Here is a 25,143-nt window from a genome sequence, read left to right as displayed (position 1 = left end):
AGGACAAAAGGATAATGTCGTCTGAAAGCAGAAATTAATTTTTCAGACGACCTTTTGATCTTAATAAATCCGACGCGCGGGATACGGGCGCGGGTAAGGTGGGTAGGGATAGCCGTAGCGGTGTACCGGCTCGCTGTCCTGATAGATGACGGTCGTTCCCGGCGGGGCGTTGACGGTAACGGTTTTGTTGATGGTGGTTTGGGAATGGACGGGCAGGTCGAGGACGGCGGTGCGGCCGTAAGGGGTTTCGGTGTAGAAACAGCCGCCAAGTGCGGTCAGCGTGAAGGCGTAGAGTAGGGGCTTCTTCATGGGATTCCTTCATTCAAAACGAAACGGTAAGGGGTCGTCTGAAACGTGGTTTCGATCAGTTTGAAACCGTTTTGGGGTTTTCAGACGACCTTTCCGCTTACCTTAACACAGTCTTCGTCCAGCGGCTGACCCATTGTTTCTGCTTGGTGTCGATGTCGTTGCGGCTGGGCGAGTCGGTGTGTTTCGGGGCTTGGGCGAACTCGAAGACTTTGGGCAGCGGCGTGTTTTTCACGGCGGGATAGACCCACATTTCGGTCGGCAGGGCTTTTTGCACTTCGCCGCTTTGCAACCACTGTACGAGTTTCGCCGCCAGCTCGGGCTGTTTCGCGCCTTTCAAGACTGCCGCGCCTTCGACTTGGCGGAACACGCCGCCTTTGAGGAAGAGGTTGCCGGTCGGCGGCACGCTGTATTTGCCTTTGGAGTAGTGGACTTCGGCGGCGGGGCTGGCGGCGTAGCTGACGACGAGCGGGTAGGCGCCGCCGTTTTGGGTGAAGTCGGTGTAATAAGCTTCACTCCAGCCTTTGGCGACTTTCACGCCGTTTTGACGCATCTGCGCCCACCATTTGAACGCGCCCTCTTCGCCCATGCCGCCGATGTTCGCCATCAGGAAGGCAAGTCCGGGCGAGGACGTGGCGGGCGAGGGCGTAACCAGCAGGTTTTTATATTCTGGGCGGGTCAAGTCCTGCAAGGTTTTGGGCAGCGGCAGTTTTTTCTGTTCAAACCATTTTTTGTCGTAGTTGAGGGTAACGTAGCCGTAATTGACTGCCGCGATGACGGGCATTCCCGCTGAAACGGGCGCGGATTTGGGCTGCGCCGCCGCCAGTATGCCTGCTTCGCGCGCTTTGCCGATGTTGGCGTTGTCCAAACCGTAAACCGCGTCGGCAATCGGGTTGGCCTTGCTGAGAATCAGCTTGTTGAGCATTTCGTTGCCGCTGCCCGCTTTGATAACGGAGACTTTGGCGTCGTTGGCTTTTTCAAACTGCGCGAGGACGGATTGGGGCAGGCTGAAGGATTTGTGCACGGCAAGGCGCACTTCGGTCTGGGCGGATAAGTTTGCCGAAGCCAGCAAGAAGGCGAGGGCGGATAATTTCAGTTTCATTCTCTAACCTTTGTACGGGTAAAATACGAAACATCATAACAAAATCCGCACCAACACACGACATGAACCTTTCCCCCGTTTGGCTCTTTGACCTCGACAACACGCTGCACAACGCCGATGCCGGCATTTTTTACATCATCAACCGCGCCATGACCGACTACATGGCACAACGCCTCAAACTCTCTGAAGAAGCGGCATCCGACCTGCGTCAGGACTATTGGCACCGGTACGGCGCGACGCTTGCCGGCCTGCAAATCCACCATCCCGAAATCGACATCTGCGAATTTCTGCGCGAAAGCCATCCCATCGCGCAAATCTTGGCAAAATTGCAAGGCATGGAGGGAACCGAAAGCGTTTTAGGTCGTCTGAAAGGACGCAAAGCCGTTTTTTCCAACGGCCCTTCGTTTTACGTCCGCGCCATTATCGGGGCATTGGGTTTGGCAAACCGTTTTGACGCACTTCTCGGCACGGACGACTTCGGACTGCGCTACAAGCCCGACCCGCAAGCCTACCTGACCGTCTGCCGCCTGCTCGACGCTGCGCCCGAACAGTGCATCATGATCGACGACAGCGCGGACAACCTGCACCAAGCCAAAGAGCTGGGCATGAAAACCATATGGTTCGGCAGCAAAGCCCATCCCCTGCCCTTTACCGACGCCGTTGCAAAAGATATGCAGGCGCTCGCCGAATGCGCCGAAAAACTGTCGGTACTCGTCTGAAACCTTTACAATATCGGGTTTGAACAACGGCACAAATCCGCCCGACCACAAGGACAACCATCATGCGATACACCGCCCTCATCCTCGCCACCGCAGCCACCCTGACCGGCTGTACTTGGGAAACCTACCAAAACGAATCCGGCCACACCTCCCTGCGCCCCAAATACGAAAAAGGCACGCGCATCTATTACGAAGACGGCACCTACTCCCGCGATATGCGTTACAACCAATACCGCCCCGAACGCCGCACCCTCAAACCGCTGCACGGCGACCAAGAAAACGTACGCGGCACAACATGGAACAAACCCCAAGGCGCCGGACACGCCGCGCCCGAAACGCAAACTGAGGAATAATCCGCCCGCATAGGTCGTCTGAAACCGTCTTTTCCGTTTCAGACGACCTCAAACATAACCGCAATCGCATTCGTTCCCTATCTGCCGTCCTTCACAAGGAGAAAACCATGCGCCCCCTCGCCCTGATTTTCGTTACCGCCGCCATCCTGAGCGGCTGCACCACAGACCGCTACGACTTCGACAGCCGTCCCGCCGACACATCCGCGCGTACGCCCCTGAAGCCGACCACACTCGACCGCTTGGAACACGGCAGCCATGCCGACTCGTACCGCTGGAACCCCAAACCCAATAAACCATAATCCCCACGTCCGCACACCGAACCCAAATAAAAAGGTCGTCTGAAACCTCAAAACCCCGTTCAGACGACCCCCAAATACCCCCTTCATCAACATTGCATTCGAGAAAGCCCATCATGTCCGCCACACCCCTCAACATCGTCATCCTCGCCGCCGGCAAAGGCACGCGCATGTATTCCAAAATGCCCAAAGTGCTGCACCGAATCGGCGGCAAGCCCATGGTAGAGCGCGTTATCGACACCGCCGCCGCGCTTCATCCGCAAAACATCTGCGTCGTCATCGGACACGGCAAAGACCAAGTTTTGGACACCGTCAAACGCGACGTCGTCTGGGTCGAACAAACCGAACAGCTCGGCACCGGCCACGCCGTCAAAACCGCCCTGCCGCACCTTGCCGCCGAAGGCCGCACGCTGGTGCTGTACGGCGACGTCCCCCTGATTGACACCGCCACCCTCGAAACCCTGCTCGAAGCCGCCGGCAGCGAAGTCGGCCTGTTGACCGACGTTCCCGCCGACCCGACAGGCTTGGGCCGCATCATCCGCGACAGCCAAGGCAGCGTAACCGCCATCGTCGAAGAAAAAGACGCCGACGCCGCCCAAAAAGCCGTCCGCGAAATCAACACAGGCATCCTCGTCCTGCCCAACGCCAAACTCAAAAACTGGCTGGACAGCCTCTCCAGCAACAACGCCCAAGGCGAATACTACCTGACCGACCTCATCGCCAAAGCCGTTGCCGACGGCATCAAAGTCCATCCCGTCCAAGTGCGCGCCTCCCACCTCGCCGCCGGCGTGAACAACAAACTCCAGCTCGCCGAACTCGAACGCATCTTCCAAACCGAACAGGCGCAAGCCTTGCTCAAAGCAGGCGTAACCCTGCGCGACCCCGCCCGCTTTGATTTAAGGGGTCGTCTGAAACACGGACAAGACATCGTGATTGACGTCAACGTCGTCCTCGAAGGCGACATCGAAATCGGCGACAACGTCGAAATCGGCGCAAACTGCGTCATCAAAAACGCCAAAATCGGCGCAAACAGCAAAATCGCCCCCTTCTCCCACCTCGAAGACTGCGAAGTCGGACAAAACAACCAAATCGGCCCCTACGCCCGCCTGCGTCCGCAAGCCCGCCTTTCAGACGACGTACACGTCGGCAACTTCGTCGAAATCAAAAACGCCGCCATCGGCAAAGGCACCAAAGCCAACCACCTCACCTACATCGGCGACGCCGAAGTCGGCAGCAAAACCAACTTCGGCGCAGGCACAATCATCGCCAACTACGACGGCGTAAACAAATACAAAACCGTTATCGGCGACGAAGTCCGCATCGGCTCCAACTGCGTCTTAGTCGCCCCTGTCAAACTCGGCAACAAAGTTACAACCGGCGCAGGCAGCACGATTACCAAAAACGTCGAAGACAACAAACTCACCCTCGCCCGCGCCCGCCAAACCGTCATCGAAGGCTGGGTGCGTCCGGAAAAAGGCGATAAGAAATAAAGCGGTAAACCGCCCAGCGCAACTCGTTGCAGCAACAGCAACTTGTCCCTTCCCCCTTCCGGCGGGGGAAGGTTAGGATGGGGGTGGCTTTGTGACTTTAGGTCAAATAAATTCGTACAACCCGTAGAGCCACCCTCTCCCCGGCCCTCTCCCGCCGGACGGGAGAGGGGGCAGGTTGCAGATAAAAACGAGGTCGTCTGAAAACTTTGAGATTCGAGTTTTGGATAAACTCGTTCACGCTCGTTTTCAGACGACCCTTTACTCAATCAAAACAGACTTGTGATAACCCAAGTAGCGTGGGCTGCGCCCACGAAATCTTCTATTTAACAATCTAAATCAGCCAACAGCCGAATGGGCATCCATTTCGGCATTCGTTTCGCGGGCAAAGCCCATGCTACTCGTTGCTGCAACAGCAATCTGTCCCTTCCCCCGTCTAGCGGGGGAAGGTTAGGATGGGGGTGGCTTCTGAGGTTTAGGTAAAATCAAATTCGTGCAATCCGCAGAACCACCCTCTCCCCAGCCCTCTCCCGCCGGATGGGAGAGGGGGCAGGTTGCAAGTTAAAACAAGGTCGTCTGAAAACTTTGAGATTTGAGTTTGGGAGAAACAAACTCACTCCCCCCGTTTTCAGACGACCTTGTTTGCCATGTCCGCCTTGCCCGTATTCAAACCGTCCTAACGCTCGATGCCGCCACACAGCCGTTCGACGATTTCCGCCGCGCTGCCGGGGCGGCACAGTCCTGCGTTTTGTCCTGCCCAAAATGGGGAAAAGTCATAGCAGCCTTGTTTTTCGGCAGTGGCTTTCAAGGCGCCGGCGGCTGCGCCTGCCAAGGGGAACGGGAGCGCTGCGTCATTCATCGGACCGGCTTCGCGTATGAAACGGTTGTAAAGTCCGCGTGCCGCGCCGCCGCTGAACAAGTTGGTCACTACGGTATCTTCGGGACGGGCGGTTTGGATGGCGGCGCGGTGGGCGGGTTTGGTCAGGGCTTCGTCCGCGAGCAGGAAAGCGGTTCCGACCTGCACGGCGGATGCGCCCAATTCCAGCGCGGCGCGGATGGCGGCGGCATCGGAAACGCCGCCTGCGGCTATGACGGGCAGGCGCACGGCCTTGCGGACGGCGGGCAACAGGGCGAACAAGCCGCTTTGGCTGTCGGGATTGCGGTTTAAAAACCATCCCCGATGACCGCCCGCCTCCCACGCTTGGGCTATCACGACATCCGCGCCGTTTTGTTCCAGCCAGACGGCTTCTTCGACCGTCGTCGCGCTGCTCCACACTTCCGCGCCCGTCGCTTTGACGCGCTGCAAGTATTCGGGCGCGGGCAAGCCGAAGTGGAAGCTGACCACAGGCGGGCGGTAACGTTCCACACATGCCAACACATCGGCATCAAACGGCTGCCGCCCGCCGCCGCTGGGAATGTCGTTTTCCGTCAACCCGTAAGCCTCGAAATACGGACGCAGCACGGCAAACCAGGCATCGTATTGCGCGCGTTCGGCAGACGGCGTGCGGTGGGCGAAAAAGTTGAGGTTGTACGGACAGCCACCTCCCTCCTGCTTCATCCGTGCCAACGCTTTTTCCAAACCCGCCGCGTCGTACATCGCTCCCGCCAACGAACCCAAAGCGCCGGTTTTGCCGACAGCCAAAGGCAGCTCTGTGTCATGCGCAAACGCCATCGGTGCTTGAATCAGCGGATAGCGCAGTGAGGATAAAATGCGGCTCATGTCTGTTTCTCCTTGTTATTTGTTTCGTCTGTTTTGTCAGCCGGTTTGAATGTTTTTAAATGTTGAATAGCAGGCTAACGATGTGGCACAAACCCGATTTTGCCACAAAAAATAGTCGGATATTCTGCGGGGTCGTCTGAAAACAAACCGCCGCGTTTGGTTTTATAGTGGATTAAATTTAAACCAGTACGGCGTTGCCTCGCCTTGCCGTACTATTTGTAATGTCTGCGGCTTCGTCTCCTTGTCCTGATTTAAATTTAATCCACTATAATGTTTTGTTTGAATCGTGTGTTTGCGAAACTGAGCATGTTCGGAAAGCAAACCCCGTCCCATTCAATCCGATATAGAAAAAGGTCGTCTGAAAACCCTGTTTCGGGTTTTCAGACGACCTTTGCTTTGCCTTCAAACAGGCTTTACAACGGAATTACCATTGGTAACCGACACCTGCGGTCGCGCCGTAGTGGCCGCGTGAGTTGCTGGTAGCGGTACCTTTGATGACCCAGTTGCCGCCGTCGGAGATGCTGGAGAAGCCGACTGCGTAACCGCTTTCACCGCGGTATACGCCGCCTGCAACCGCCATCATGCTCTTACCCGGCAGGTAGGCTTGCGGCAGACCAGCCACCGCCATGGCTGCTGCGGTACCGGCTTTGGAGTCGCTTTCCACATTGTCGATACGTTGGTTGATTTGGTTGCCCATGTTCACCACGTAATTGCCAAGGTTGGTCACCCTTTGGTTAATCGCCTGATTAGCTTGATACAACTGGCTGCCGTTAACCGCATCGGTGCTGTCTGCGGCGACGGTGCCTGCGGCGACGCCGGTCACTTTCTTACCGCCTGCGTTGATACCGTCGGCAGTGATGCTCACATCGCCTGCTTTCAGACCGTCTTTACCCAACGCCACTTTGTCGCCGACGTTGACGCCGTTGTTGTTCACAACGGTATCGCCTGCTTTGACGCTGTCTACTTTCAGGTCTTTGTTGAGGCCGACCTGAATGCCGTTCGCGCCTGCGGTGGTGGTGATGTTGGCATCGCCTTTAACCGCCACGGTATCGCCCAGTTTGTTGGCAACGGTCGTACCGCTGTCGCCTGCGAAGCTGATGCCTTTGTTGTCTACCGCGTCTTTCGCCGCGACGCCTTTGGCGATGTCGGCTTTGACGGCTTTAGACAGGTCGACGGCGTAGTCGGTTACGTTGTTAGCATCTTTGTTGCCTTTGGTTACGACGATGTTGTCAGAACCTGCGGAGACGCTCGCGCCGTCTGCGTTCACGGTGTAAACGGTTTGACCGTTCGCACCTTGTTTGCTGCTCACGCTGGCGATGTTGGTACCGGCTTCGACTTCTGTCTTAGCAGCAGCGGTCAGACGGTTCAACTGTCCAACATTTACTGCATCAGTATCTTTCTTGCCTTCAGCAACGTTACTGATGGCTTTGTTGCCTGCATTGATACCGTCGGCAGTGATGTTGACATCGCCTGCTTTCAGACCGTCTTTGCCCAGAGCCACTTTATCGCCGACTTTAACGCCATCGTTGTTCACAACGGTATCGCCTGCGGTGAAGCTGTCGGCTTTGAGGTTAGGTGCGGTCGCCACTTTGTAAGTGATGCTACCGTCGGCATTTTGCTCAGGCGTGACAACGATGTTGTCGTTGCCGCTTTCCACTTTGGATGTGGCTTTCGCTGCAGCTGCTTTGAGCTGTGCAACGTTCACTGCGTCGGTGTCTTTCTTACCTTCGGCAACGTTACTGATGGCTTTGTTGCCTGCGTTGATGCCATCGGTAGTGATGTTGACATCGCCTGCTTTCAGACCGTCTTTGCCCAGCGCCACTTTGTCGCCGACTTTAACGCCGTCGTTGTTCACAACGGTATCGCCTGCGGTGAAGCTGTCGGCTTTGAGGTTGGGTGCGGTCGCCACTTTGTAAGTGGTGCTGCCGTCGGCATTTTGCTCAGGTGTAACGACGATGTTGTCGTTGCCGCTGTCCACTTTGGATGTGGCTTTCGCTGCGGCTGCTTTGAGCTGTGCAACGTTCACTGCGTCGGTGTCGGCTTCGCCTGCGGCGATGTCGGACACTTTGTTGCCGCCGTTGTTCAGACCGTCTTTGGTCAGGCTGACAGGTTTGCCTGCTTTGCCGTTGCCCACAGTCAGTCCGTTGTCGGTCAGGACGTTGCCGCCTACGGTCACTTTGTCGAAGGAGACGTCGTCTGAAGTCGCTACGGTGATGTTCTTACCGTTGCGGCTGACTTTGACGTTTTTACCTTCTTTGAAGGTTACGGTGTCGCCTGCGCCGATTTTTTCAGACGAGGTTTCGTCGTTGGCGTTCAGGTTCCAGCCTTTGTCGGCAGTTTCTTTGACTGCGGCAATGGCGTCATGGACGTTGTCTTTGCCTGTACCGCCGATGTCGGTGGTGGTCACGTTGCCTTTGTTGTTGGCCGCGTTACCGCCGAGGATTTTCGCCAGGTTGGCTTGGGCTGCGTTCAACTGCTCTTCGCTTGCGGCTTGGCCTTTAGTGGCAAAGTCCGCACCGCCCAGGGTGGTGTTGCTCAGACCGGAAATCAGACCGGCGGTACCGTCGATTACGAGCGGTTTGTTGCCGTTGCCTGCTTTGCCGACGGTAATCTTGTCGGCCAGCGAGAAGCCGATGCCGTTTTCGTCGGCGCGGGTCAGGATGTTGCCGTCGCCTTTGACGCTCAGGCTGTCACCCAGTTTCTTCGCACCGGTCGTGCCGTTGTCGGCGGCAAAGGTCAGACCTTTGTTGTCCACCGCGTCTTTCGCCGCTACGCCTTTGGCGATGTCGGCTTTGGCTTCGTCGGTCAGGTCGAGAGCATAATCGGTAACGCCGTCGGCGTCTTTCGCACCTTCGCTGACTTTAACCGCACCGCCCGCCACTTGGCTGAGGGTGGTCTTGTCGGCGTTAACCGTGTACTCGGTGTTGTTGCCGTCCACTTTTTCGCTGACGGTCACGTTCTTACCGGCAACGACGGTGGTGGTTTTTTCAGTGGCGGCGAGTTGTTCGTTCAGCTGCGCGACGTTGACGGCGTCGGTGTCTTTCACACCGGCGGCAACATTACTGATGGCTTTGTTGCCTGCGTTGATGCCGTCAGCAGTAATGTTCACATCGCCTGCTTTCAGACCGTCTTTGCCCAGTGCCACTTTGTCGCCGACTTTGACGCCGTCGTTGTTCACAACGGTATCGCCTGCGGTGAAGCTGTCGGCTTTCAGGTTAGGTGCAGTCGCCACTTTGTAAGTGGTGCTGCCGTCGGCATTTTGCTCGGGGGTGACGACGATGTTGTCGTTGCCGCTGTCCACTTTGGACGTGGCTTTCGCTGCGGCTGCTTTGAGCTGTGCAACGTTCACTGCGTCGGTGTCGGCTTCGCCTGCGGCGATGTCGGTGACTTTGTTGCCGCCGTTGTTCAGACCGTCTTTGGTCAGGCTGACGGGCTTGCCTGCCTTGCCGTTGCCCACAGTCAGTCCGTTGTCGGTCAGAACGCTGCCGCCTACGGTCACTTTGTCGAAGGAGACGTCGTCTGAAGTCGCTACGGTGATGTGTTTACCGTTGCGGCTGACTTTGACGTTTTTGCCTTCTTTGAAGGTTACGGTGTCGCCTGCGCCGATTTTTTCAGACGAGGTTTCGTCGTTGGCATTCAGGTTCCAGCCTTTGTCGGCAGTTTCTTTGACTGCGGCAATGGCGTCATGGACGTTGTCTTTGCCTGTACCGCCGATGTCGGTAGTGGTGACGTTGCCTTTGTCGTTGGCTGCGTTACCGCCGAGCAGGTTCGCCAGGTTGATTTGGGCTGCGTTCAACTGCTCTTCGCTTGCGGCTTGGCCTTTAGTGGCAAAGTCCGCACCGCCCAGAGTGGTGTTGCTCAGACCGGAAATCAGACCGGCGGTACCGTCGATTACGAGCGGTTTGTTGCCGTTGCCTGCTTTGCCGACGGTAATCTTGTCGGCCAGCGAGAAGCCGATGCCGTTTTCGTCGGCGCGGGTCAGGATGTTGCCGTCGCCTTTGACGCTCAGGCTGTCACCCAGTTTCTTCGCACCGGTCGTGCCGTTGTCGGCGGCAAAGGTCAGACCTTTGTTGTCCACCGCATCTTTCGCCGCTACGCCTTTGGCGATGTCGGCTTTGGTTTCATCGGTCAGGTCGAGGGCGTAATCGGTGACACCGTCGGCGTCTTTCGCACCTTCGCTGACTTTAACCGCACCGCCCGCCGCTTGGCTGAGGGTGGTCTTGTCGGCGTTGACGGTGTACTCGGTGTTGTTGCCGTCCACTTTTTCGCTGACGGTCACGTTCTTACCGGCAACGACGGTGGTGGTTTTTTCAGTGGCGGCGAGTTGTTCGTTCAGCTGGGCGACGTTGACGGCGTCAGTGTCTTTTACGCCTTTGGCTACGTTGGCAATCTTGTTGCCGCCGTTGTTCAGACCGGCATTGGTCAGAGACACTTGGCTTGGCGAACCGTCCGCACCGATCTTCAGACCTTCTCCGCTCAGTACGCTGTTGCCGGAGATGAAGCTGTCGGCAAGTACGGTAGTAGCAGAAACAGTGCCGAATTCGACATCGTCTTCAGTCTCAACCGTCAGCTCTTTACCGCTGCGTTTCACTCGGATGTTCTTACCTTGTTTCACGGTCACGGTGTCGCCTGCGGCGATTTTTTCAGACGAGGTTTCGTCGTTGGCTTTCAGGTTCCAGCCTTTCTCGGCAGTCTCTTTCACTGACTTGATTGCGTCGTGAACGTTGTCTTTGCCGGTATCGCCGATGTTAGTCATCTTAATAGTGCCGTCATTCGCAATGGCTGCATTGCCACCCAATAAGCCGACTGCGGTCGTACCGATGTTGTTCATGACGTTTTGAGTCGCATAAAGCTGGCTGCCGTTCACTGCGTCGGTGCTGCTGTCGCTGATGCGGCCTGCGGCGACGTTGGTAATCGTACGCTCTTTGCCTGCCGTGCCGATGCTGAGTGTGGACTCAGGGGCGTTGCCTGCAAAGTTGCCGAAAGTCAGACCACCAACGGTAGCAGAGGTCGTCTGAACGGCTGCTTCAGTCGCGGAATTGGCACCCAATGCGATGGAGTCTGCATGAGCGGCATTGGCGTTTTTACCGAAGGCAATGGCGTTGCTTTCAGAGGCTTTTGCCGCGTCGCCCAAGGCAAAGGAATCACCTGCGGTGGCTTTGGCGTTTTTGCCGAAGGCCACGGCACGGTTTTGCGTGGCTTGGGCGTTGTAGCCGATGGCGATGGTGTCTTCTTTTTGCGCGTCAGCTTCGTTACCCATTGCTACGGCATTATTGGCAACGGCTTTGCTGTTCCGTCCTGCTGCGACGGTACCGAAAGCAGTCGCGCGGGTATTGAAACCCAACGCGGTCGCACCTGCCGCCGTGGACTGGCTATATGGACCGAGTGCTGTGGCGGAGTCTTGGGTGGCATTTGCACCGTCACCAAGCGCTACGCTGGATTTACCCACTGCATTGGATGATTGACCGGCTGCTAAAGAGTTTTGACCGTAAGCATTGGATGATTGGCCGACGGCTGTGGCGTTGGTGCCGCTGGCCTTGGTGTTTGAGCCGATGGCGACGGAGCCTTCGCCTTTAGTCAAACCGTTGACAGCCATATCGGATGCAGTGTCTTCGTTGACAGTGGCGTTTTTACCGATGGCGATAGAGTTAGAAATTGCCGCCTGCGCGCCTGTACCGACCGCTACGGCAAATGCGCCCGCTGCCTGCGCGTCCGCGCCTGCCGCCAGAGCATCCAGTCCGGTTGCGCCATTATTGTTGTAGTTACCACGGTCATTTGAAGGCGTCTGAACACTGTAAAAATGGCTGGAGCCGCCGCCACCCAAGCCGCCGCCCAATTGGTTGATTTTGTTGTTCATCGCTTCCAAAGCGTCGTGAACATTGGCTTTGCCTGTGCCGCCCAAATCGTTCAGGGTTAGGTTGCCCTCACCGTCGATTGCAGTTTTACCGCCCAAGGCGTTTTTGACGTTGTTACCCAAGTTGAGCAGGTAAGAATTGTCTGTAGCCATAGCTTGACCGCTGGCAAGCAGCAGACTGGACATGATGGCGGTAAACGCGAAGCGCACGCCTGCGGAGGCAACAATACCGCCTATGCTTGATGAAGCTGTTTTCCCATGCGCTTTGGCAAATTCTGCCACCGCGTTCCACGCCTGTGTGGTTTCGTTCCATACGACACGATAGATTTTATTCATGCTTACTCTCTAACTTAAAATGTTAAACAAATAAATTTAATATGTTATCGGATTGTCGGAATGACTTGCTTTTCAAACATCCGATCCAACGACCAAAAATGAAAGCATCTTATTCGATGCCGATATTTCGACTACAGAAATTATTCAACAGATATGACGCATATTGTCACTTTCAAACAAATTTCAGAATTTATCTATGCCTCAGATAACAATCTCTCAAATCTGATTTCATGACCTTTTAGCTATTTATATATCCGATTATCTTTAATAACTTCTATTTTTTTAACCTTACTTTGCAATAAAAGCGAAACTTTATCTTTTTATTTGAAAGCAATTTATATGCCAAAACCCTTTTACCCGGATTCATCCGTACTAAAAAAATGATATTTTCAAGTATCCGACATCCAAAAATAAGCAAAGAGGCCGTCTGAAAATCTTTCAGACGCCCCCTGTAAATCTCATGTTGATTTAATATTAATGAATAATGTTTCAGATACATCCTCAGCAAGTTGGCGATGTTTGACGGCATTATTCTGTATAATGCAGCAATGTTTTTGAAACAAGGAATACAAATGCTTACCCCAGAACAAGTCAAATCGCTGATTGAAGGTGTTGCCGCTTGCGAACACGTCGAAGTCGAAGGCGACGGGCATCACTTTTTCGCCGTCATCGTCTCTTCCGAGTTTGAAGGCAAAGCCCGCCTCGCCCGCCACCGCCTGATCAAAGACGGTCTGAAGGCGCAACTGGCCAGCAACGAATTACACGCGCTGTCGATTTCCGTTGCCGCCACACCTGCGGAATGGGCGGCGAAGCAGCAATAAGCCGTACAGCAGACAAGAAAAAGGTCGTCTGAAACCGAAATTAGGTTTGAACTGCACCCCAAAAGTTGGACATCCCCTCCAACTCACAAGGTGCAGTTTTTTTATGAGCAAATATACATTACACTTCAAATACCAAGCCGTACTCCACTACCTGCATATACGCAGCCAACAGCGTACCGCAGACCACTACGGCATTTCCCGAACCCACCTGAGACGATGGATACGCGCCTATCAAGAAGGCGGTATCGGCGCACTCGAACATCCCCAATCCAAAACCATGCCCCAACATCGAAAAAACCCCTTCATCGCAGATAAACCCGACCAAGAAAAAACACAGGCAGAGCTTATTGAAGAGTTGTGCTATATGCGCGCAGAGGTCGCCTACCTAAAGGAGTTAAAAGCCCTCAGCCAAAAGCAGACCGAAAAGGACAAAGCCAAACCGTCCAAGCACTGAGGGTGCAACACCCGCTCAAATACCTGCTGCACATCGCAAACCTGCCCAAAAGCAGCTTTTACTACCACCACCAAGACCGACCCGACCCCGACGCAGCCGACAAAGCCCTCCTCGTCGAAACCTACCGGCGGCATAAAGGACGCTACGGACAAAGGCGCATTGCCGCCGCATTGGGTTGGAACCGCAAAAAAGCGGCGCGGTTGATGAGGCAGTTGGAACTGAAAGCCCTCATACGGGCGAAAAAAGCCTACCGCCATCCCGCTATGGGCGAGATATCGGAACACCTCCTCAAACGCCGGTTCAAAGCCCGAAAGCCCAACGAAAAATGGCTGACCGACGTTACCGAACTCAAAGGGAAGGACGGCAAACTGTACCTCTCGCCGATATTGGACCTGTTCAACCGGGAAATCGTCGCCTACGCCATGAGCCGCAATGCCAACAGCGAAATGGTGAAGGAAATGCTCGAAAAAGCCGCCCCCCGTCTGACTGCTAAAGGAACGATGCTTCATTCGGACCAAGGTGTGCTGTACCGTACGGCGGGGTATAGGGAATTGCTTGCGGAGCATTCCATGGTTCAAAGCATGTCGCGAAAGGCGAACTGTTGGGACAATGCGCCGATGGAAAGCTTCTTTGCGGTGTTGAAGACGGAGTGTTTCTATAACGCAGGTGAATTGACGGTAGATGAATTGATGAAGCAGATAGATGACTATATGGATTACTACAACCGGGAGCGTTGCAGTTTGAAATTGAAAAAGCTGAGTCCTGTCGCATACAGAACCCAGCTTGCACAGAGCGCCTGAATAGGCTTTTATGAGTGTCCAAGATTTGGGGGGCAGTTCAGTTTTCAGACGACCTTTTTGCTTTGCCCTATCCGTTACCAGCCGCTCGTAGCGTGGGTTCTACCCACGAATAAACAGAGATGATTGGATTCGGATGTTCGGACGGCAGGTCGTGGACAAAGCCCACGCTACGGGTTGGCTTATTCTGAATTTGTGTCCACTTGACGAATGGTCGTCTGAAAACTGGAATTCCCAATTTTTCAGACGACCTTTTGATTCTTTATCCCATCCTTCCAACCGTTTCCCATACTGAATTCAAAAATTCAGCCTCCCGTAGCGTGGGTTCTACCCACGGAATGAAAAGAGAGGATTAGATTCGGATGTTCGGATGGAAGGTCGTGGGCGAAGCCCACGCTACGGGTTAGCTTATTCTGAATTTGTGCCCATTTGACGGAAAGGTCGTCTGAAAACCGGAATACTTGGTTTTCAGACGACCTTTTTCAGGGAGAGTTTGACGCATAAAACCTATGCACCGTCAGGTTTCAGACGACCTGTGTTCACGCGCTGAGCAGGCTTTGGGCGAGGAAACCGCCTTTTTCTACACCGGGGAGGATGAAGAAATAGCCGCCGCCGAAGGGGCTGATGTATTCTTCCAGCGGTTCGCCGTTGAGCAGGTTTTGGACGAAGATGAAGCCGTCGGCGAGGTTGGCTTGGTAGCAGATGAAAATCAGGCCGACGTCGAGCTGGCCGTTGGCGGCGAGGCCGCGGGAGTAGTTGAAGGCGCGGCGGTAGAGCAGGTGTTTTTTCATGAACTCGGGGTCGCGCGGGTTGGCGAGCCTCATGTGGCTGTCTTTGGGGGTGGTTTTACCGTCGGGGTCTTTGGCGAAGTCGGCGGTGTCGCTCTCTTTTTTGCCGTCCATGGGGGCGCCGCTGTATTTGCGGCGGCCGAAGATTTCGGTTTGTTCCTGCAATGGGGTTCTGTCCCAGAATTCGACGAAGTGGCGGATGAGGCGGACGGCTTGGTAGCTGCCGTTTTTCGTCCAGGCGGGTTCGTCTTGGCTGTTGGCGGCGATACCTGTCCAGAGGACTTGGTCGGCAATTTTGGGGTCGGATACGTCGGGATTGCCGGAGCCGTCGCGGAAGCCTAAGAGGTTGCGGGCGGCGATGGCGCCGGGTTCGGCTTTGGGCAGCCAGCCGTCTATGCTCCAGCGGATGACGGCGGTTTGGGCGGTGTTTTTGATGATGTCGCGCAGGGCGGCTTGGCAGGTTTCGGGGGTGAAGGCGCAGATTTGGAGGCTGAGGTCGCCGTCGCACCATGATTTTTGGAGGCGGTCGTTGGGGAAGTCGCGCATTTCTTGGAGGTGGCGGGGTTTTTTGTCTTTGAGTCCGAAGCGGTCGTCAAAGAGGCTGCTGCCGACGCCGACGGTGATGGTGAGGCCGTCGGGGCGGAATGTTTTGCCGAGCAGGCCGCTGCCTGCGGGGGGGAGTTTTTCGTCGCCGTCTTGGTATTCGCCGCCTTGGGTGAGGAATTCGATGCGGGCGGTGAGGGTGCGGAAGAGGTTTTCGAGTTGTTTGGGGTCTTTGGCGGTTACGTCGAAGGCGCACATGATGCCGAAGAGTTGGTGCGGGGTGGTGATGCCGGCTTGGTGCGTGCCGTAGCAGGGGTAGGCTTGCGGGGAGTGTTCGTTGAGACGGGTCTCGGCGGCGGTTTCGCCTTGTTGTTTGCCGGCGAACCAGCCTGCCGCGCCGGCTGCGCCTGCGGCTAGGACGGTTTTGAACAGGGTGCGTTTGGTCGGTTGGGTGGGTTGTGAGTTGTCTTGGCTCATGGCGGAGTCCTTTGCGGGGATTCGGGCTGCGGTATGTACGCGGTTGTTTTGTTTAAGTTTGCTATTTTGAATTTTCAGACGACGTTTAAGGTCGTCTGAAAACTTTGAATCATCGATCAATCCAATAAACGGTAAGGGATGCGCGATTTCCGCGTGCGTGGCTGCGCCACACACCCTACCTGTTTTTCTACCGGAGGATTAGCGGACCTCCGAAATGCCTGCATTTGGGGCAAACCAAGCTTCGCAGGAAGCTGAATCTTGGAACAGCGATACAGCTAACCCGTTTAATTTTTGATACGGCTGTCAACAGGGGCAGGTTGGGTTGGCAAACCCGACCCAGCCTACGATTTCTGTATTCGGGTTTTTCGCGAGCAAAGCCCACGCTACGGCCTTTCCCTTTCCGTGGGAGAGGACATCAGCGATAAGTTTTCAGACGACCCCTTGTATTTCTTCAAAAGGTCGTCTGAAACGGGCGGGTCAAGTTTATTTGAGACCCAGTGTGCCGCGTAGTTGGCTCAGGTCTTCGGCAAGGGCGTTAATCGGTGCCTGAAGGGTTTTGCGGTCTTCGTCGCTGAGTTTGTCGTAGGTTTCAAAGCCGTCTTTGGTTTTGTATTTGGCGAGGATGTCGGTGACTTGTTTGAAGTTGGCGTCGACTTTCTCGAGCAGGGCTTTGTTTTTCTCGGCAATCATCGGACGGAAGAGTTCGACGATTTTTTGCGCGCCTTCGATGTTGGCTTGGAAGTCGCTCAAGTCGGTGTGGCTGTAACGGTCTTCTTCGCCGCTGATTTTGCTGCCGGCAACTTCTTCAATCAACACTGCCGCGCCGCCGACGACTTTGTTCGGCGGGAAGGAGAGGGCGTCGATTTCTTTTTGCAGGGCTTCAACGTCTTTCATGAGTTTGTCGGCAATGTCTTTCACGCCGGATACGTCTTTTTTGACCCACAGGGCGTGTTCGATGCGGTGGAAGCCGGTGAAGGCCGCATCTTCGGTTTTATCTTTGAAGTCGTCTTCACGCGCGTCGATGGCGGGGTCGAGTTCGTTGAAGAGTTCGGCAATCGGCTCGATGCGTTCGTAGTGGGTGCGGGCGTCGGCAAACTGGGATTTGGCTTTTTCGATGTCGCCCGCTTTGACGGCGTCGGTGAAGGCTTTGGTTTTGGCAACCAGCTCTTTGGCTTCGCCTTGGACGTAAACTTTATAGTCGGCAAGCGGTTTGGCAAGTTTTTCCAAATCGGCTTCGTTGCCGGTGTCTTTAAAGCCGCTGTCGGTTACCACCAGCTTGCCGCGCGGGTTGGTCAAGAGGCCGCAGGTCATTTCGTATTCGCCCGGCAGCAGGGTAACGGTCATTTTGTCGGAAAGTCCGGGGGCGATGTTTTCGCGCTCGTCGACCACCATCACGCCTTTGAGGATTTCCCATTCGAGCTTGCGGCCGCTGTTGTTTTTGATGTTGAACACGACTTGTCCGCTCGGTACGGTCAGTTCCATCGGTTCGCAGGCGGTGTCGTTCACGCCGATGTTGACGGTGCCGTCGGCATTCGCGCTTGATGCACCTGATGCGGCAGGCGCGGATTTTTCCGCTTCGGGCGGCTGACACGCGGTCAGACCCAAAGCCAACATCACGGATAAAGCAGTTATATTGAGTTTTTTCATTTCAAACCTCTTTGGTATGTTGATAAGAATGAGATAGGGAATTTTTAAGCGCCACTAATGGCTTTCAGACGACCTCTGCACCGCGGCGGGCCTGCTGCCGTGCAGAAACCAAATCATGACCGGAACCAAATACAGCAGCCACGCCAGCACCTCGCCCTGCGTCGGGTGGTCGGTATAGCCGAAGAAGCCGCCGAGCAGCACGCCCAGCGGGCTGTCTTCATGCAGGTATTTGGAAGAATCAAACACCACTTCTTGCAGGTGGTTCCACACGCCCGCCTCATGCAGCGCGCGCAGCGAACCGGCCACCAAACCGGCGGCCACCACAATCAAAAACGCACCCGTCCAGCGGAAAAACTTCGCCAGATTCAGACGCATACCGCCCTGATAAATCAGCGCGCCGATGACCACTGCGGCCAGCAGCCCCAATACCGCGCCGACGGGCATAGACCAAGTCGGACTCTGCTGAAACACCGCCAAGAGGAAAAACACACTCTCCAGCCCCTCGCGCGCCACAGCCAGAAAAGCCATGCCGACCAAAGCCCAGCCTTGGCCGTCGCCGCGGTTTAAGGCCATCTGAACCGAATCCTGAAGCTGCTGCTTCATCGAACGGGCAGCTTTTTTCATCCATAAAATCATATAAGTCAGCATCGCCACCGCCACCAAACCGATAACGCCGACCACAAATTCCTGCTCCTTCTGCGGAATCTCGCCCGTTGCCGAATGGATGCCGTATCCGACGCCCAAACACATCAACGCAGCCAAAGCCACGCCCAGCCACACCTTAGGCATCAGCCGCGAATGTCCCGACTGTTTCAAAAAACCGGCGACGATGCCCACAATCAGGGCGGCCTCGATGCCCTCGCGCAGCATAATCAAAAAAGCAATCAACATATATAAAACAAACCTTAAAACTAAATATCCAAAACTAAACCATTTATTCTTTTACCCAATCCGTTTTACCCGCCGCCTTATCTATCCTATTCAGCTGCAATAAACCTTCTCCAAGAAAATTCAGACGACCTTATGCCTAAATATTTATAAACCGATAATTAAACAAATGCAAATAATTTTTATTTTTAAGTAATAAACACCGTTACGAATGTTAACAAGGAAATGACGAAAGTATCGGACAAACGTACTTTTCCAGCCCGTCTCCCAACAGCCGATACGGCAGTCAAAATATATTCCCGCCCTTAAACAATATCCGCCACAACATACAAAGTCGTCTGAAAACCCGCCCCATCCGCTTTAAGACGACCTCACGCCTTGAGCCGAAGCAGGCGGAAAAACTGTGTTAGAATCCCAAGCTCTTGAATAAACGAACCAATATCCCGTCTGCAAACCACGTTCCCATCCACCCGATTTCAGACGACCTTTAAGACAGCATTATGAAAAAACACCTATACCGCATCACACTCCTCACCATCGCCGCAGCCGTCCTCTCCGCCTGCCCGAGCAAACGCATCAAAAACCTCCCCGAAGTCGACACCACCACCGTCAAAGGCCCCGACCGCCCCACCGGCACGCCCGACCCCGCCGGCACCACTGTCAGCGGCGGCGGCGCGACCTACACCGTCGTGTCCCACCAAGAACTGCCGCACTGGAACACCCAACACTTCGCCAAAAGCCTCCAATCCTTCCGCTTAGGCTGCGAGAAACTCAAAAACCGCGCAGGCTGGCAAGATGTCTGCGCCCAAGCCATGCAGACGCCCCTCCACCATTTCCAAGCCAAACATTTCTTCGAACGCTATTTCACCCCTTGGCAGGTCAGCAACAACGGCAACCCCGCAGGCACCATCACCGGCTACTACGAGCCCGTCCTGCTCGGCGATGACAAAGCCACAAGCAAAGCCCGCTTCCCCATCTACGGCATCCCCAACGACTTCGTTTCCATCCCACTTTCCGCCAATTTGAGAGGCAGCAAAGCCACCGTCCGCATCCGACAAACCGGTGCCAACAGCGGCGTCATCGACAACAGCGGCACACACACCGCCGACCTGTCCCAGTTCCCCATTACCGCCCGCAGCACCGCCCTCAAAGGCAGATTTGAAGGCAGCCGCTTCGTTCCTTATTACACCCGCAACCAAATCAACGGAGGCGCGCTCAACGGCAAAGCTCCCATCCTCGGTTACGCAGAAGACCCCGTCGAACTTTTCTTCATGCACATCCAAGGTTCAGGTCGTCTGAAAACCCCGTCCGGCAAATACATCCGCGTCGGATTTGCCGACAAAAACGAACACCCCTACATCTCCATCGGACGCTACATGGCGGACAAAGGCTACCTCCCCCTCGCACAAACCAGCATGCAGGGCATCAAAGCCTACATGAAGCAAAACCCCGGCCGCCTCGCCGAAGTCTTGGGACAAAACCCCAGCTACGTCTTCTTCCGCGAACTGACCGGCAGCAGCGAAGCCGGCCCGGTCGGCGCATTGGGCACACCGCTCTTGGGTGAATACGCAGGCGCCATCGACCGCCACTACATCACCTTAGGCGCGCCGCTGTTTGTCGCCACCGCCCATCCGACCACCAAAAAAGCCCTCAACCGCCTCATCATGGCGCAAGACACAGGCAGCGCCATCAAAGGCGCCGTCCGCGTGGACTACTTCTGGGGCTACGGCGACGAAGCAGGCGAAGTTGCCGGTAAAATGAAAACCACAGGCTACGTCTGGCAACTCCTGCCCAACGGCATGAAACCCGGCTATCAGCCTTAACATCGGCTAAAAAGTCAAAAGGTCGTCTGAAAACTGGTTTTCAGACGACCTTTTGCTTCTTAAACAAGCCGATATAGCGGATTAAATTAAGCCAGCCGTAGCGCGGGTTTTGCCCGCGAATCCGCCAATCTAATCCCGAACCGGACACTCTTCCAAACCGTTTTCCGTGAGCAAAGCCCACGCTACAACCTAAAAATCACAAAGGTTGTCTGAAAATGTGCCTTCAGACGACCTTTTGATTCCCAAACAAGCCGATATAGCAAATTAAATTAAGCCAACCGTAGCGTGGGCTTCGCCCGCGAATCTGCCGATCAAATCCCGAACCGGACAATCGTCCAAGCCGTTTTCCGCGGGCAAAGCCCACGCTACAATCTGCTACCTGTATCGGCGGCGTACCGTTATTCCCCAACCCGCCTACCAAGTCGAATAAGGATGCTTGCTCAAATACGCATTGGTAAATTTTCCTTCCGACGTAATCTCCGCGCCCAGCCAGTCCGGTTTTTCAAACGGTGCATCTTCCGCAGGCAGCTCGACCTCCGCCACCACCAAAGGTGCGTTGTCGCCGAAATACTCGTCGATTTCAAACACAAAGCCCTTAAATTCCACCCGATAGCGGTGTTTTTCCATCTTAAACGGACACATCGTCTCCATCATCTGCCGCGCGTGCGCCAAAGGAATTTCGTATTCAAACTCGCTGCGGCTGACATCCGAAATATAGCCTTTCAAAGTCAGCCAAGCCTTGTCGTCAATAATGCGCACGCGGATGGTGCGCTCTTTTTCCACGCTCAAATAGCCCTGCCGCAACACCTGCGGCGCAGAGGCTTCGCGCTTCCAGTCATCGTTTTTCAACAGGAAGCGGCGTTCGATTTCAATAGTCATCTGTTTGATTCCAATATAAAAGAAGGTCGTCTGAAAACAGGTTTTGCACACACCTTAAAACGGCTTGAACACCACCATATACAAAGCCACGACCATCATCAATACAGGCACTTCGTTAAACACCCTGTACCACTTGTGCGAATGCGTATTGCGTTTTTCCTCAAAGCCGCGAAGCAGCGCGCCGCAATAAAATTGATAAGCCAAAAGCAGCAGGCCCATCAACAGCTTCACATGCAGCCAGCCCTGCCCCCACCAGCCCGTCACAAACGGAATCACAATGCCGCACACCAGTGTCCCAAAGCCCAACGGCGACATAAACTTATACAGCCGCCGCGCCATCGCCGAGAGCCGCTCATATTCCACCGGCTGCTCCGCCGCTTCGACCTGCGCCAGATTCACAAAAATCCGCGGCAGGTAAAACAGTCCGGCGAACCACGAAATCACAAAAAACACATGCAAGAGCTTAAACCACAAATACATTTTCAGACGACCTCACGCTCGAAAACGCGTATTTTACCCGCCAAACCGCAGCGGCTGTTTTCTTTATGTCAACGACTGTCTGTTTTATGCCCGAAAAATGGTAAATCACATCATAATTCCAGACTGTTTATATGCAATAAGATTAGATTTTGTTAGAATGCATATGTAATTAAACTAATATACCCACTCCCCGCGGGAAAAACACAAAACGGAAAGAAAACATGATTAAGCAATTTGAAATCAGCACCAGCGTTCAAAAACAACTCGGCGACTACCTTGCCGCCAACCAGACCGACCTCAAAACCGCCATGGCGGACGAAACCCGCAACGGCGAAGTCGCCGCCATCATCCATGCCGGCCTGCCCATGATGGTGCGCAAAATCTATTCTCTGGAAAAAATGAAAAACTTCTTCTGGACGAAAAAAGAACTGATGGTCGAATTCGTCGCCATGCGCCTTGCCGCCGCCGAAAAGAAAAACGCCAAGAAAAAACGTTAAGCCGTTGCGGCATATTGAGAAAAAAGATTGAAGGTCGTCTGAAAGTTTTCAGACGACCTTTTACAATACAGCATAGCCGGCCCGTTTACATCGATACCGCTTATTTGTCGGCGCGCCATTTCCGCCCCACCTGCGCGAGGACAGAGAATGTATCAAAAATAAACGAACCGGTCATAACGCCTTCCCGCAGCAACCAACCTGTTTGCCGTTTTACCGAAATGGCGGGCAACAAAAAACCCTCGGAAAACCGAGGGTTTTTAAAATTGGTTGCGGGAGCAGGATTCGAACCTACGACCTTCGGGTTATGAGCCCGACGAGCTACCATGCTGCTCCATCCCGCGTCAGAAGATAGAACTATACTTTCATTCCGGGAAGGTGTCAAGGATTTTCTTGATTAAATTGTTTGTAACAAAAAATTCCTATAACTTCAAGTAATTACTTTTAAGCCGAAAAGCCTGCCTATGGGTACGGCTTTTGTCATTCGCGGTGGTAGGGATGGTTGTGGAGGATGGAGACGGCGCGGTAGAGCTGTTCGGTCAGCAGAACACGCACCATGCCGTGCGGTAGGGTGAGGCTGGAGAGGCGCATCATCATGCGGGCTTGTTGTTTGAGGCGGTCGGTCATGCCGTCGGCGCCGCCGATGACGAAGCAGACGTGTTCGCCGTTTTGCTGCCAGCTTTTGAGGTGTTCCGCCAGCTCGACGGAGGTCGGGGCTTTGCCGCGTTCGTCGAGGACGACGAGGAATGCGCCTTGGGGGATGGCTTCGAGGATGCGTTTTTCTTCCGCCGCCATGCCTTGTGCGGCGTTGACGCCTGCGCCGCGTTTTTCGGGTTTGATTTCTTTGAGGGTGTAGGCGACGTCGCGTCCGAAGCGTTTGGCGTATTCGCCGACGGCTTCGTCCACCCAGCGGGGCATTTTGGTGCCGACGGCGAGGACGGTGATGTTCATGGGTTTCCTTGGTCGGATGGGGTCGTCTGAAAGTTTTCAGACGACCTTTTGGTTTGAATGATGGTGAAACGGGATTTTTGAATCCGATATTTTGGTTGTTCGGTCAAGGGGTCGTCTGAAAACTTCGGTTTGGGCAAAGGGGGTTCAGGTGTGCGCAATAAAGCCGTCTGTATGCACAGACGGCTTGGGATGATGGTTTAGTCGGCGGCGTGCCAGGGTTTTTGCGCGCCGGCGTGGAAGCTGGGTTTTTCGCCGCCCCAGAGGGTGTCGATGTCGTAGAAATCGCGGACGGCGGGCAGCATGACGTGGACGACGAGGTCGCCTGCGTCAACGAGCGTCCATTCGCCGCTGTCGCCTTCGGTGCTGAGGATTTCGAAGCCGGCTTCTTTGAGGCTGACGGCGACGTTGTTGGCGAGGGCTTTGACTTGGCGGGTGCTGTCGCCGCTGGCGATGATCATGCGGGCGAACAGTGAGGTTTTTTCTTGGGTTTGGAGGACGGAGATGTCTTTGGCTTTGATGTCTTCGAGGGCTTCGACGGCGGTTTCGACCATTTTTTGCAGGTCTTGCAGTTCTTGTTCGTTCATTGTTTTCCTAATGGTGGGAATGAAATGGGGTTTGGACGGTATTATAACTTATCTGTATGAATTTACGCTATTTTCCGCTTTGGTACAGTTTGTGTTCGCGGATGTAGCGGGCGACTTGGGGCGGGAGGTCGTCTGAAAGTCTGCCGCTTTGGAGGGTTTGGCGGATTTGGGTGGAGGAGGTGTTGTGCAGGGGGGCGTTGAGGATGCGGACGCTGCCGTTTTGGAGGGCTTCGCCCAGCCAGGCGTGGAGTTCGCGCGGGGTTTGGTTGAGGTTGTCGCCTTGGCGCATGGCGACGGCGATGTGGGTTTGGCGCACGAGGGTCTGCCATTTTTTCCAAGTGTGCAGTTTCATGAGGCTGTCGCTGCCCATGAGCCACCAAAGTTGGGCGGCGGGGAATTGCTGGCGGAAGATTTGGACGGTGTCGAAGGTGTACGTTGCGCCGTCGCGGACGATGTCGCAGTCGCTGGCGGCGAAGCGGGGGTCGTCGGCGATAGCCAGTTCGGTCATGATGAGGCGGTCTTGGGCAGAGGCGCGGGACGGGTCTTTGTGGTAGGGGTCGCCTGCGGGCAGGAAGACGACGGTGTCGAGTCCGATTTCGTCGGCGAAGGCGCGGGCGATGTGGAGGTGTCCGTTGTGGATGGGGTCGAAGGTGCCGCCGAAAAGTCCGATGTTTTTCATGGGTGTCCTTGGGTGTGGGGTGTGCGCTCTGTTTGGGTTTCAGACGACCTGTCGGGTTTATGGGTTGTCGGGGTCGTCTGAAAGGCTTTTTGCCTCGGGGCTGCCGTCGACAACCAGGGTAAGCTTGCCGGTCGTCGGATGGATGACGAGTCCGTGGACGGCGATGTCGGCGGGCATAAGCGGGTGGTTGCGGATAACTTTGACGGTGTGGCGGACGCTGTCTTCTACATTGTCGAAACCGGTCAGCCAGTTGTCGAGGTCTATGCCGGCGTTGCGCAGGGTTTCGATGCGGTCGTCGGGAATGTCGCCTTCGTGTACTTTTTCAAGGAAACCGGCGGCGTTCAGCCCCTTCATGCCGCAATCGTAGTGGGCAATGACCATGATTTCTTTGACTTTGAGTTCGAACACGGCGACCAAAAGGCTGCGCATGACGGAACCCCAAGGATGGGTAACGACTGCGCCGGCGTTTTTGATGAGCTTGGCGTCGCCGTTTTTCAGTCCGAGCGCGTCGGGCAGCAGTTCGATGATGCGCGCGTCCATGCAGGACAGGATGGCCAGTTCGCGGCCGGGATATTTGTCGGTGAAATATTTTTCGTATTCGCCCGATTCGACAAAATTTTGATTATAGGCGAGAATTTCGCTCAATTCGCTCATGGTGTTGGACC

General features: G+C 55.0%; 23 protein-coding genes, 1 tRNA gene and 4 pseudogenes. 12 read left to right on the top strand and 16 right to left on the bottom strand.

The window, feature by feature from the left end:
• Positions 1-60: 60 nt before the first annotated feature.
• Both NM96_11625 and NM96_11620 read right to left on the bottom strand, forming a co-directional pair.
• Complete coding sequence (locus tag NM96_11625; protein ID AVR79884.1) at positions 61-309, bottom strand: methionine-binding protein; 249 nt, start codon at positions 307-309, stop codon at positions 61-63.
• A 97-nt stretch (positions 310-406) separates the two neighbouring features.
• Positions 407-1,408 carry a thiamine ABC transporter substrate-binding protein gene (locus NM96_11620; protein ID AVR79883.1) on the bottom strand — a complete coding sequence of 334 codons (1,002 nt, stop codon included), beginning with the start codon at positions 1,406-1,408 and terminating at the stop codon, positions 407-409.
• A gap of 62 nt (positions 1,409-1,470) precedes the next feature.
• Between NM96_11620 and NM96_11615 the strand changes: the two genes are divergently transcribed.
• The 6 genes and pseudogenes from NM96_11615 to NM96_11590 all read left to right on the top strand — a co-directional run bounded on the left by NM96_11615 (position 1,471) and on the right by NM96_11590 (position 4,746).
• A complete protein-coding gene (locus NM96_11615) occupies positions 1,471-2,127 on the top strand; it encodes a pyrimidine 5'-nucleotidase (protein AVR79882.1) in 657 nt (218 codons plus the stop codon).
• 62 nt (positions 2,128-2,189) lie between these two features.
• A complete protein-coding gene (locus tag NM96_11610) occupies positions 2,190-2,480 on the top strand; it encodes a spore cortex protein (protein ID AVR79881.1) in 291 nt (96 codons plus the stop codon).
• Positions 2,481-2,587: 107 nt separating this feature from the next.
• Positions 2,588-2,779 (top strand): hypothetical protein, encoded by a 192-nt coding sequence (locus tag NM96_11605; GenBank protein AVR79880.1) that lies wholly within the window; start codon positions 2,588-2,590, stop codon positions 2,777-2,779.
• Positions 2,780-2,892: 113 nt separating this feature from the next.
• The gene (gene glmU, locus NM96_11600; GenBank protein AVR79879.1) at positions 2,893-4,266 is read left to right on the top strand and encodes a UDP-N-acetylglucosamine diphosphorylase/glucosamine-1-phosphate N-acetyltransferase; all 1,374 of its coding nucleotides are present in this window, start codon (positions 2,893-2,895) and stop codon (positions 4,264-4,266) included.
• An 18-nt stretch (positions 4,267-4,284) separates the two neighbouring features.
• A pseudogene (locus NM96_11595) lies at positions 4,285-4,350 on the top strand (superoxide dismutase).
• Positions 4,351-4,617: 267 nt separating this feature from the next.
• Positions 4,618-4,746: a superoxide dismutase gene (locus NM96_11590; GenBank protein AVR79878.1), complete on the top strand. Its 129-nt coding sequence runs from the start codon at positions 4,618-4,620 to the stop codon at positions 4,744-4,746.
• A gap of 193 nt (positions 4,747-4,939) precedes the next feature.
• On the opposite strand, the gene NM96_11585 is transcribed toward NM96_11590, so the two are convergent.
• Positions 4,940-5,983 carry a nitronate monooxygenase gene (locus tag NM96_11585; protein AVR79877.1) on the bottom strand — a complete coding sequence of 348 codons (1,044 nt, stop codon included), beginning with the start codon at positions 5,981-5,983 and terminating at the stop codon, positions 4,940-4,942.
• A 424-nt stretch (positions 5,984-6,407) separates the two neighbouring features.
• Entirely contained in the window at positions 6,408-12,173 is a 5,766-nt protein-coding gene (locus NM96_11580) for a hypothetical protein (GenBank protein ID AVR79876.1), read from the bottom strand.
• A 153-nt stretch (positions 12,174-12,326) separates the two neighbouring features.
• On the opposite strand from NM96_11580, the pseudogene NM96_11575 reads away from it, so the two are divergent.
• The 4 genes and pseudogenes from NM96_11575 to NM96_11560 all read left to right on the top strand — a co-directional run bounded on the left by NM96_11575 (position 12,327) and on the right by NM96_11560 (position 14,248).
• Positions 12,327-12,473: pseudogene (locus tag NM96_11575) on the top strand (transporter).
• 272 nt (positions 12,474-12,745) lie between these two features.
• Positions 12,746-12,994 carry a BolA family transcriptional regulator gene (locus tag NM96_11570; GenBank protein ID AVR80338.1) on the top strand — a complete coding sequence of 83 codons (249 nt, stop codon included), beginning with the start codon at positions 12,746-12,748 and terminating at the stop codon, positions 12,992-12,994.
• Positions 12,966-13,448 carry a transposase gene (locus tag NM96_11565; GenBank protein ID AVR80337.1) on the top strand — a complete coding sequence of 161 codons (483 nt, stop codon included), beginning with the start codon at positions 12,966-12,968 and terminating at the stop codon, positions 13,446-13,448. Before NM96_11570 ends, NM96_11565 begins: the two co-directional genes overlap by 29 nt.
• Positions 13,449-13,450: 2 nt before the next feature.
• Positions 13,451-14,248 (top strand): hypothetical protein, encoded by a 798-nt coding sequence (locus NM96_11560; protein AVR79875.1) that lies wholly within the window; start codon positions 13,451-13,453, stop codon positions 14,246-14,248.
• 536 nt (positions 14,249-14,784) lie between these two features.
• Here NM96_11560 and NM96_11555 read toward each other — a convergent pair.
• From NM96_11555 to NM96_11545, 3 genes are all read right to left on the bottom strand, one after another.
• Positions 14,785-16,053: a deferrochelatase/peroxidase EfeB gene (locus NM96_11555; GenBank protein AVR79874.1), complete on the bottom strand. Its 1,269-nt coding sequence runs from the start codon at positions 16,051-16,053 to the stop codon at positions 14,785-14,787.
• Positions 16,054-16,536: 483 nt separating this feature from the next.
• Positions 16,537-17,700 carry an iron uptake system protein EfeO gene (locus tag NM96_11550; GenBank protein ID AVR79873.1) on the bottom strand — a complete coding sequence of 388 codons (1,164 nt, stop codon included), beginning with the start codon at positions 17,698-17,700 and terminating at the stop codon, positions 16,537-16,539.
• A gap of 54 nt (positions 17,701-17,754) precedes the next feature.
• The gene (locus NM96_11545) at positions 17,755-18,591 is read right to left on the bottom strand and encodes an iron transporter (GenBank protein ID AVR79872.1); all 837 of its coding nucleotides are present in this window, start codon (positions 18,589-18,591) and stop codon (positions 17,755-17,757) included.
• 497 nt (positions 18,592-19,088) lie between these two features.
• Here NM96_11545 and NM96_11540 point away from each other — a divergent pair, with 497 nt between their 5' ends.
• Positions 19,089-20,411, top strand: a complete 1,323-nt coding sequence (locus NM96_11540; protein ID AVR79871.1) for a murein transglycosylase — start codon at positions 19,089-19,091, stop codon at positions 20,409-20,411.
• 14 nt (positions 20,412-20,425) lie between these two features.
• On the opposite strand, the pseudogene NM96_11535 reads toward NM96_11540, so the two are convergent.
• The 4 genes and pseudogenes from NM96_11535 to NM96_11520 form a co-directional block, all read right to left on the bottom strand.
• Positions 20,426-20,559 (bottom strand): annotated as a pseudogene (locus NM96_11535) (16S rRNA processing protein RimM).
• A gap of 3 nt (positions 20,560-20,562) precedes the next feature.
• Positions 20,563-20,742: pseudogene (locus NM96_11530) on the bottom strand (16S rRNA processing protein RimM).
• An 83-nt stretch (positions 20,743-20,825) separates the two neighbouring features.
• Positions 20,826-21,290 carry a CYTH domain-containing protein gene (locus NM96_11525; protein AVR79870.1) on the bottom strand — a complete coding sequence of 155 codons (465 nt, stop codon included), beginning with the start codon at positions 21,288-21,290 and terminating at the stop codon, positions 20,826-20,828.
• A 54-nt stretch (positions 21,291-21,344) separates the two neighbouring features.
• Complete coding sequence (locus NM96_11520) at positions 21,345-21,770, bottom strand: hypothetical protein (GenBank protein ID AVR79869.1); 426 nt, start codon at positions 21,768-21,770, stop codon at positions 21,345-21,347.
• A 221-nt stretch (positions 21,771-21,991) separates the two neighbouring features.
• Between NM96_11520 and NM96_11515 the strand changes: the two genes are divergently transcribed.
• Complete coding sequence (locus tag NM96_11515; protein ID AVR79868.1) at positions 21,992-22,267, top strand: hypothetical protein; 276 nt, start codon at positions 21,992-21,994, stop codon at positions 22,265-22,267.
• A 264-nt stretch (positions 22,268-22,531) separates the two neighbouring features.
• Here NM96_11515 and NM96_11510 read toward each other — a convergent pair.
• From NM96_11510 to NM96_11490, 5 genes are all read right to left on the bottom strand, one after another.
• Positions 22,532-22,608, bottom strand: a tRNA-Met gene (locus NM96_11510).
• A gap of 136 nt (positions 22,609-22,744) precedes the next feature.
• Positions 22,745-23,215, bottom strand: coding sequence for a 23S rRNA (pseudouridine(1915)-N(3))-methyltransferase RlmH (locus tag NM96_11505; GenBank protein ID AVR79867.1), 471 nt, complete (start codon positions 23,213-23,215; stop codon positions 22,745-22,747).
• Positions 23,216-23,412: 197 nt separating this feature from the next.
• Positions 23,413-23,799 carry a ribosome silencing factor gene (gene rsfS, locus NM96_11500; protein AVR79866.1) on the bottom strand — a complete coding sequence of 129 codons (387 nt, stop codon included), beginning with the start codon at positions 23,797-23,799 and terminating at the stop codon, positions 23,413-23,415.
• 67 nt (positions 23,800-23,866) lie between these two features.
• The gene (locus NM96_11495; protein AVR79865.1) at positions 23,867-24,478 is read right to left on the bottom strand and encodes a nicotinate-nucleotide adenylyltransferase; all 612 of its coding nucleotides are present in this window, start codon (positions 24,476-24,478) and stop codon (positions 23,867-23,869) included.
• Between the two features lie 57 nt (positions 24,479-24,535).
• Entirely contained in the window at positions 24,536-25,132 is a 597-nt protein-coding gene (locus NM96_11490; protein AVR79864.1) for a carbonic anhydrase, read from the bottom strand.
• Positions 25,133-25,143: the final 11 nt, after the last annotated feature.

It is taken from the genome of Neisseria mucosa (assembly GCA_003028315.1).
Lineage (GTDB): Bacteria > Pseudomonadota > Gammaproteobacteria > Burkholderiales > Neisseriaceae > Neisseria > Neisseria mucosa.
Note: the sequence above shows the minus strand (reverse complement) of the source record. Positions and strands in the feature narration are given on the sequence as shown.

Excerpts from the sequence above, each read along its gene's own strand:
- NM96_11540 (AVR79871.1), top strand. The coding sequence starts at position 19,089 with ATGAAAAAACACCTATACCGCATCACACTCCTCACCATCGCCGCAGCC.
- NM96_11505 (AVR79867.1), bottom strand. The coding sequence starts at position 23,215 with ATGAACATCACCGTCCTCGCCGTCGGCACCAAAATGCCCCGCTGGGTG.
- NM96_11590 (AVR79878.1), top strand. The coding sequence starts at position 4,618 with ATGGGCATCCATTTCGGCATTCGTTTCGCGGGCAAAGCCCATGCTACT.
- NM96_11620 (AVR79883.1), bottom strand. The coding sequence starts at position 1,408 with ATGAAACTGAAATTATCCGCCCTCGCCTTCTTGCTGGCTTCGGCAAAC.
- NM96_11610 (AVR79881.1), top strand. The coding sequence starts at position 2,190 with ATGCGATACACCGCCCTCATCCTCGCCACCGCAGCCACCCTGACCGGC.
- NM96_11585 (AVR79877.1), bottom strand. The coding sequence starts at position 5,983 with ATGAGCCGCATTTTATCCTCACTGCGCTATCCGCTGATTCAAGCACCG.
- NM96_11555 (AVR79874.1), bottom strand. The coding sequence starts at position 16,053 with ATGAGCCAAGACAACTCACAACCCACCCAACCGACCAAACGCACCCTG.
- glmU (AVR79879.1), top strand. The coding sequence starts at position 2,893 with ATGTCCGCCACACCCCTCAACATCGTCATCCTCGCCGCCGGCAAAGGC.
- NM96_11570 (AVR80338.1), top strand. The coding sequence starts at position 12,746 with ATGCTTACCCCAGAACAAGTCAAATCGCTGATTGAAGGTGTTGCCGCT.
- NM96_11625 (AVR79884.1), bottom strand. The coding sequence starts at position 309 with ATGAAGAAGCCCCTACTCTACGCCTTCACGCTGACCGCACTTGGCGGC.
- NM96_11545 (AVR79872.1), bottom strand. The coding sequence starts at position 18,591 with ATGTTGATTGCTTTTTTGATTATGCTGCGCGAGGGCATCGAGGCCGCC.
- NM96_11525 (AVR79870.1), bottom strand. The coding sequence starts at position 21,290 with ATGACTATTGAAATCGAACGCCGCTTCCTGTTGAAAAACGATGACTGG.
- NM96_11550 (AVR79873.1), bottom strand. The coding sequence starts at position 17,700 with ATGAAAAAACTCAATATAACTGCTTTATCCGTGATGTTGGCTTTGGGT.
- NM96_11520 (AVR79869.1), bottom strand. The coding sequence starts at position 21,770 with ATGTATTTGTGGTTTAAGCTCTTGCATGTGTTTTTTGTGATTTCGTGG.
- NM96_11605 (AVR79880.1), top strand. The coding sequence starts at position 2,588 with ATGCGCCCCCTCGCCCTGATTTTCGTTACCGCCGCCATCCTGAGCGGC.
- NM96_11515 (AVR79868.1), top strand. The coding sequence starts at position 21,992 with ATGATTAAGCAATTTGAAATCAGCACCAGCGTTCAAAAACAACTCGGC.
- NM96_11580 (AVR79876.1), bottom strand. The coding sequence starts at position 12,173 with ATGAATAAAATCTATCGTGTCGTATGGAACGAAACCACACAGGCGTGG.
- NM96_11495 (AVR79865.1), bottom strand. The coding sequence starts at position 24,478 with ATGAAAAACATCGGACTTTTCGGCGGCACCTTCGACCCCATCCACAAC.
- rsfS (AVR79866.1), bottom strand. The coding sequence starts at position 23,799 with ATGAACGAACAAGAACTGCAAGACCTGCAAAAAATGGTCGAAACCGCC.
- NM96_11490 (AVR79864.1), bottom strand. The coding sequence starts at position 25,132 with ATGAGCGAATTGAGCGAAATTCTCGCCTATAATCAAAATTTTGTCGAA.
- NM96_11615 (AVR79882.1), top strand. The coding sequence starts at position 1,471 with ATGAACCTTTCCCCCGTTTGGCTCTTTGACCTCGACAACACGCTGCAC.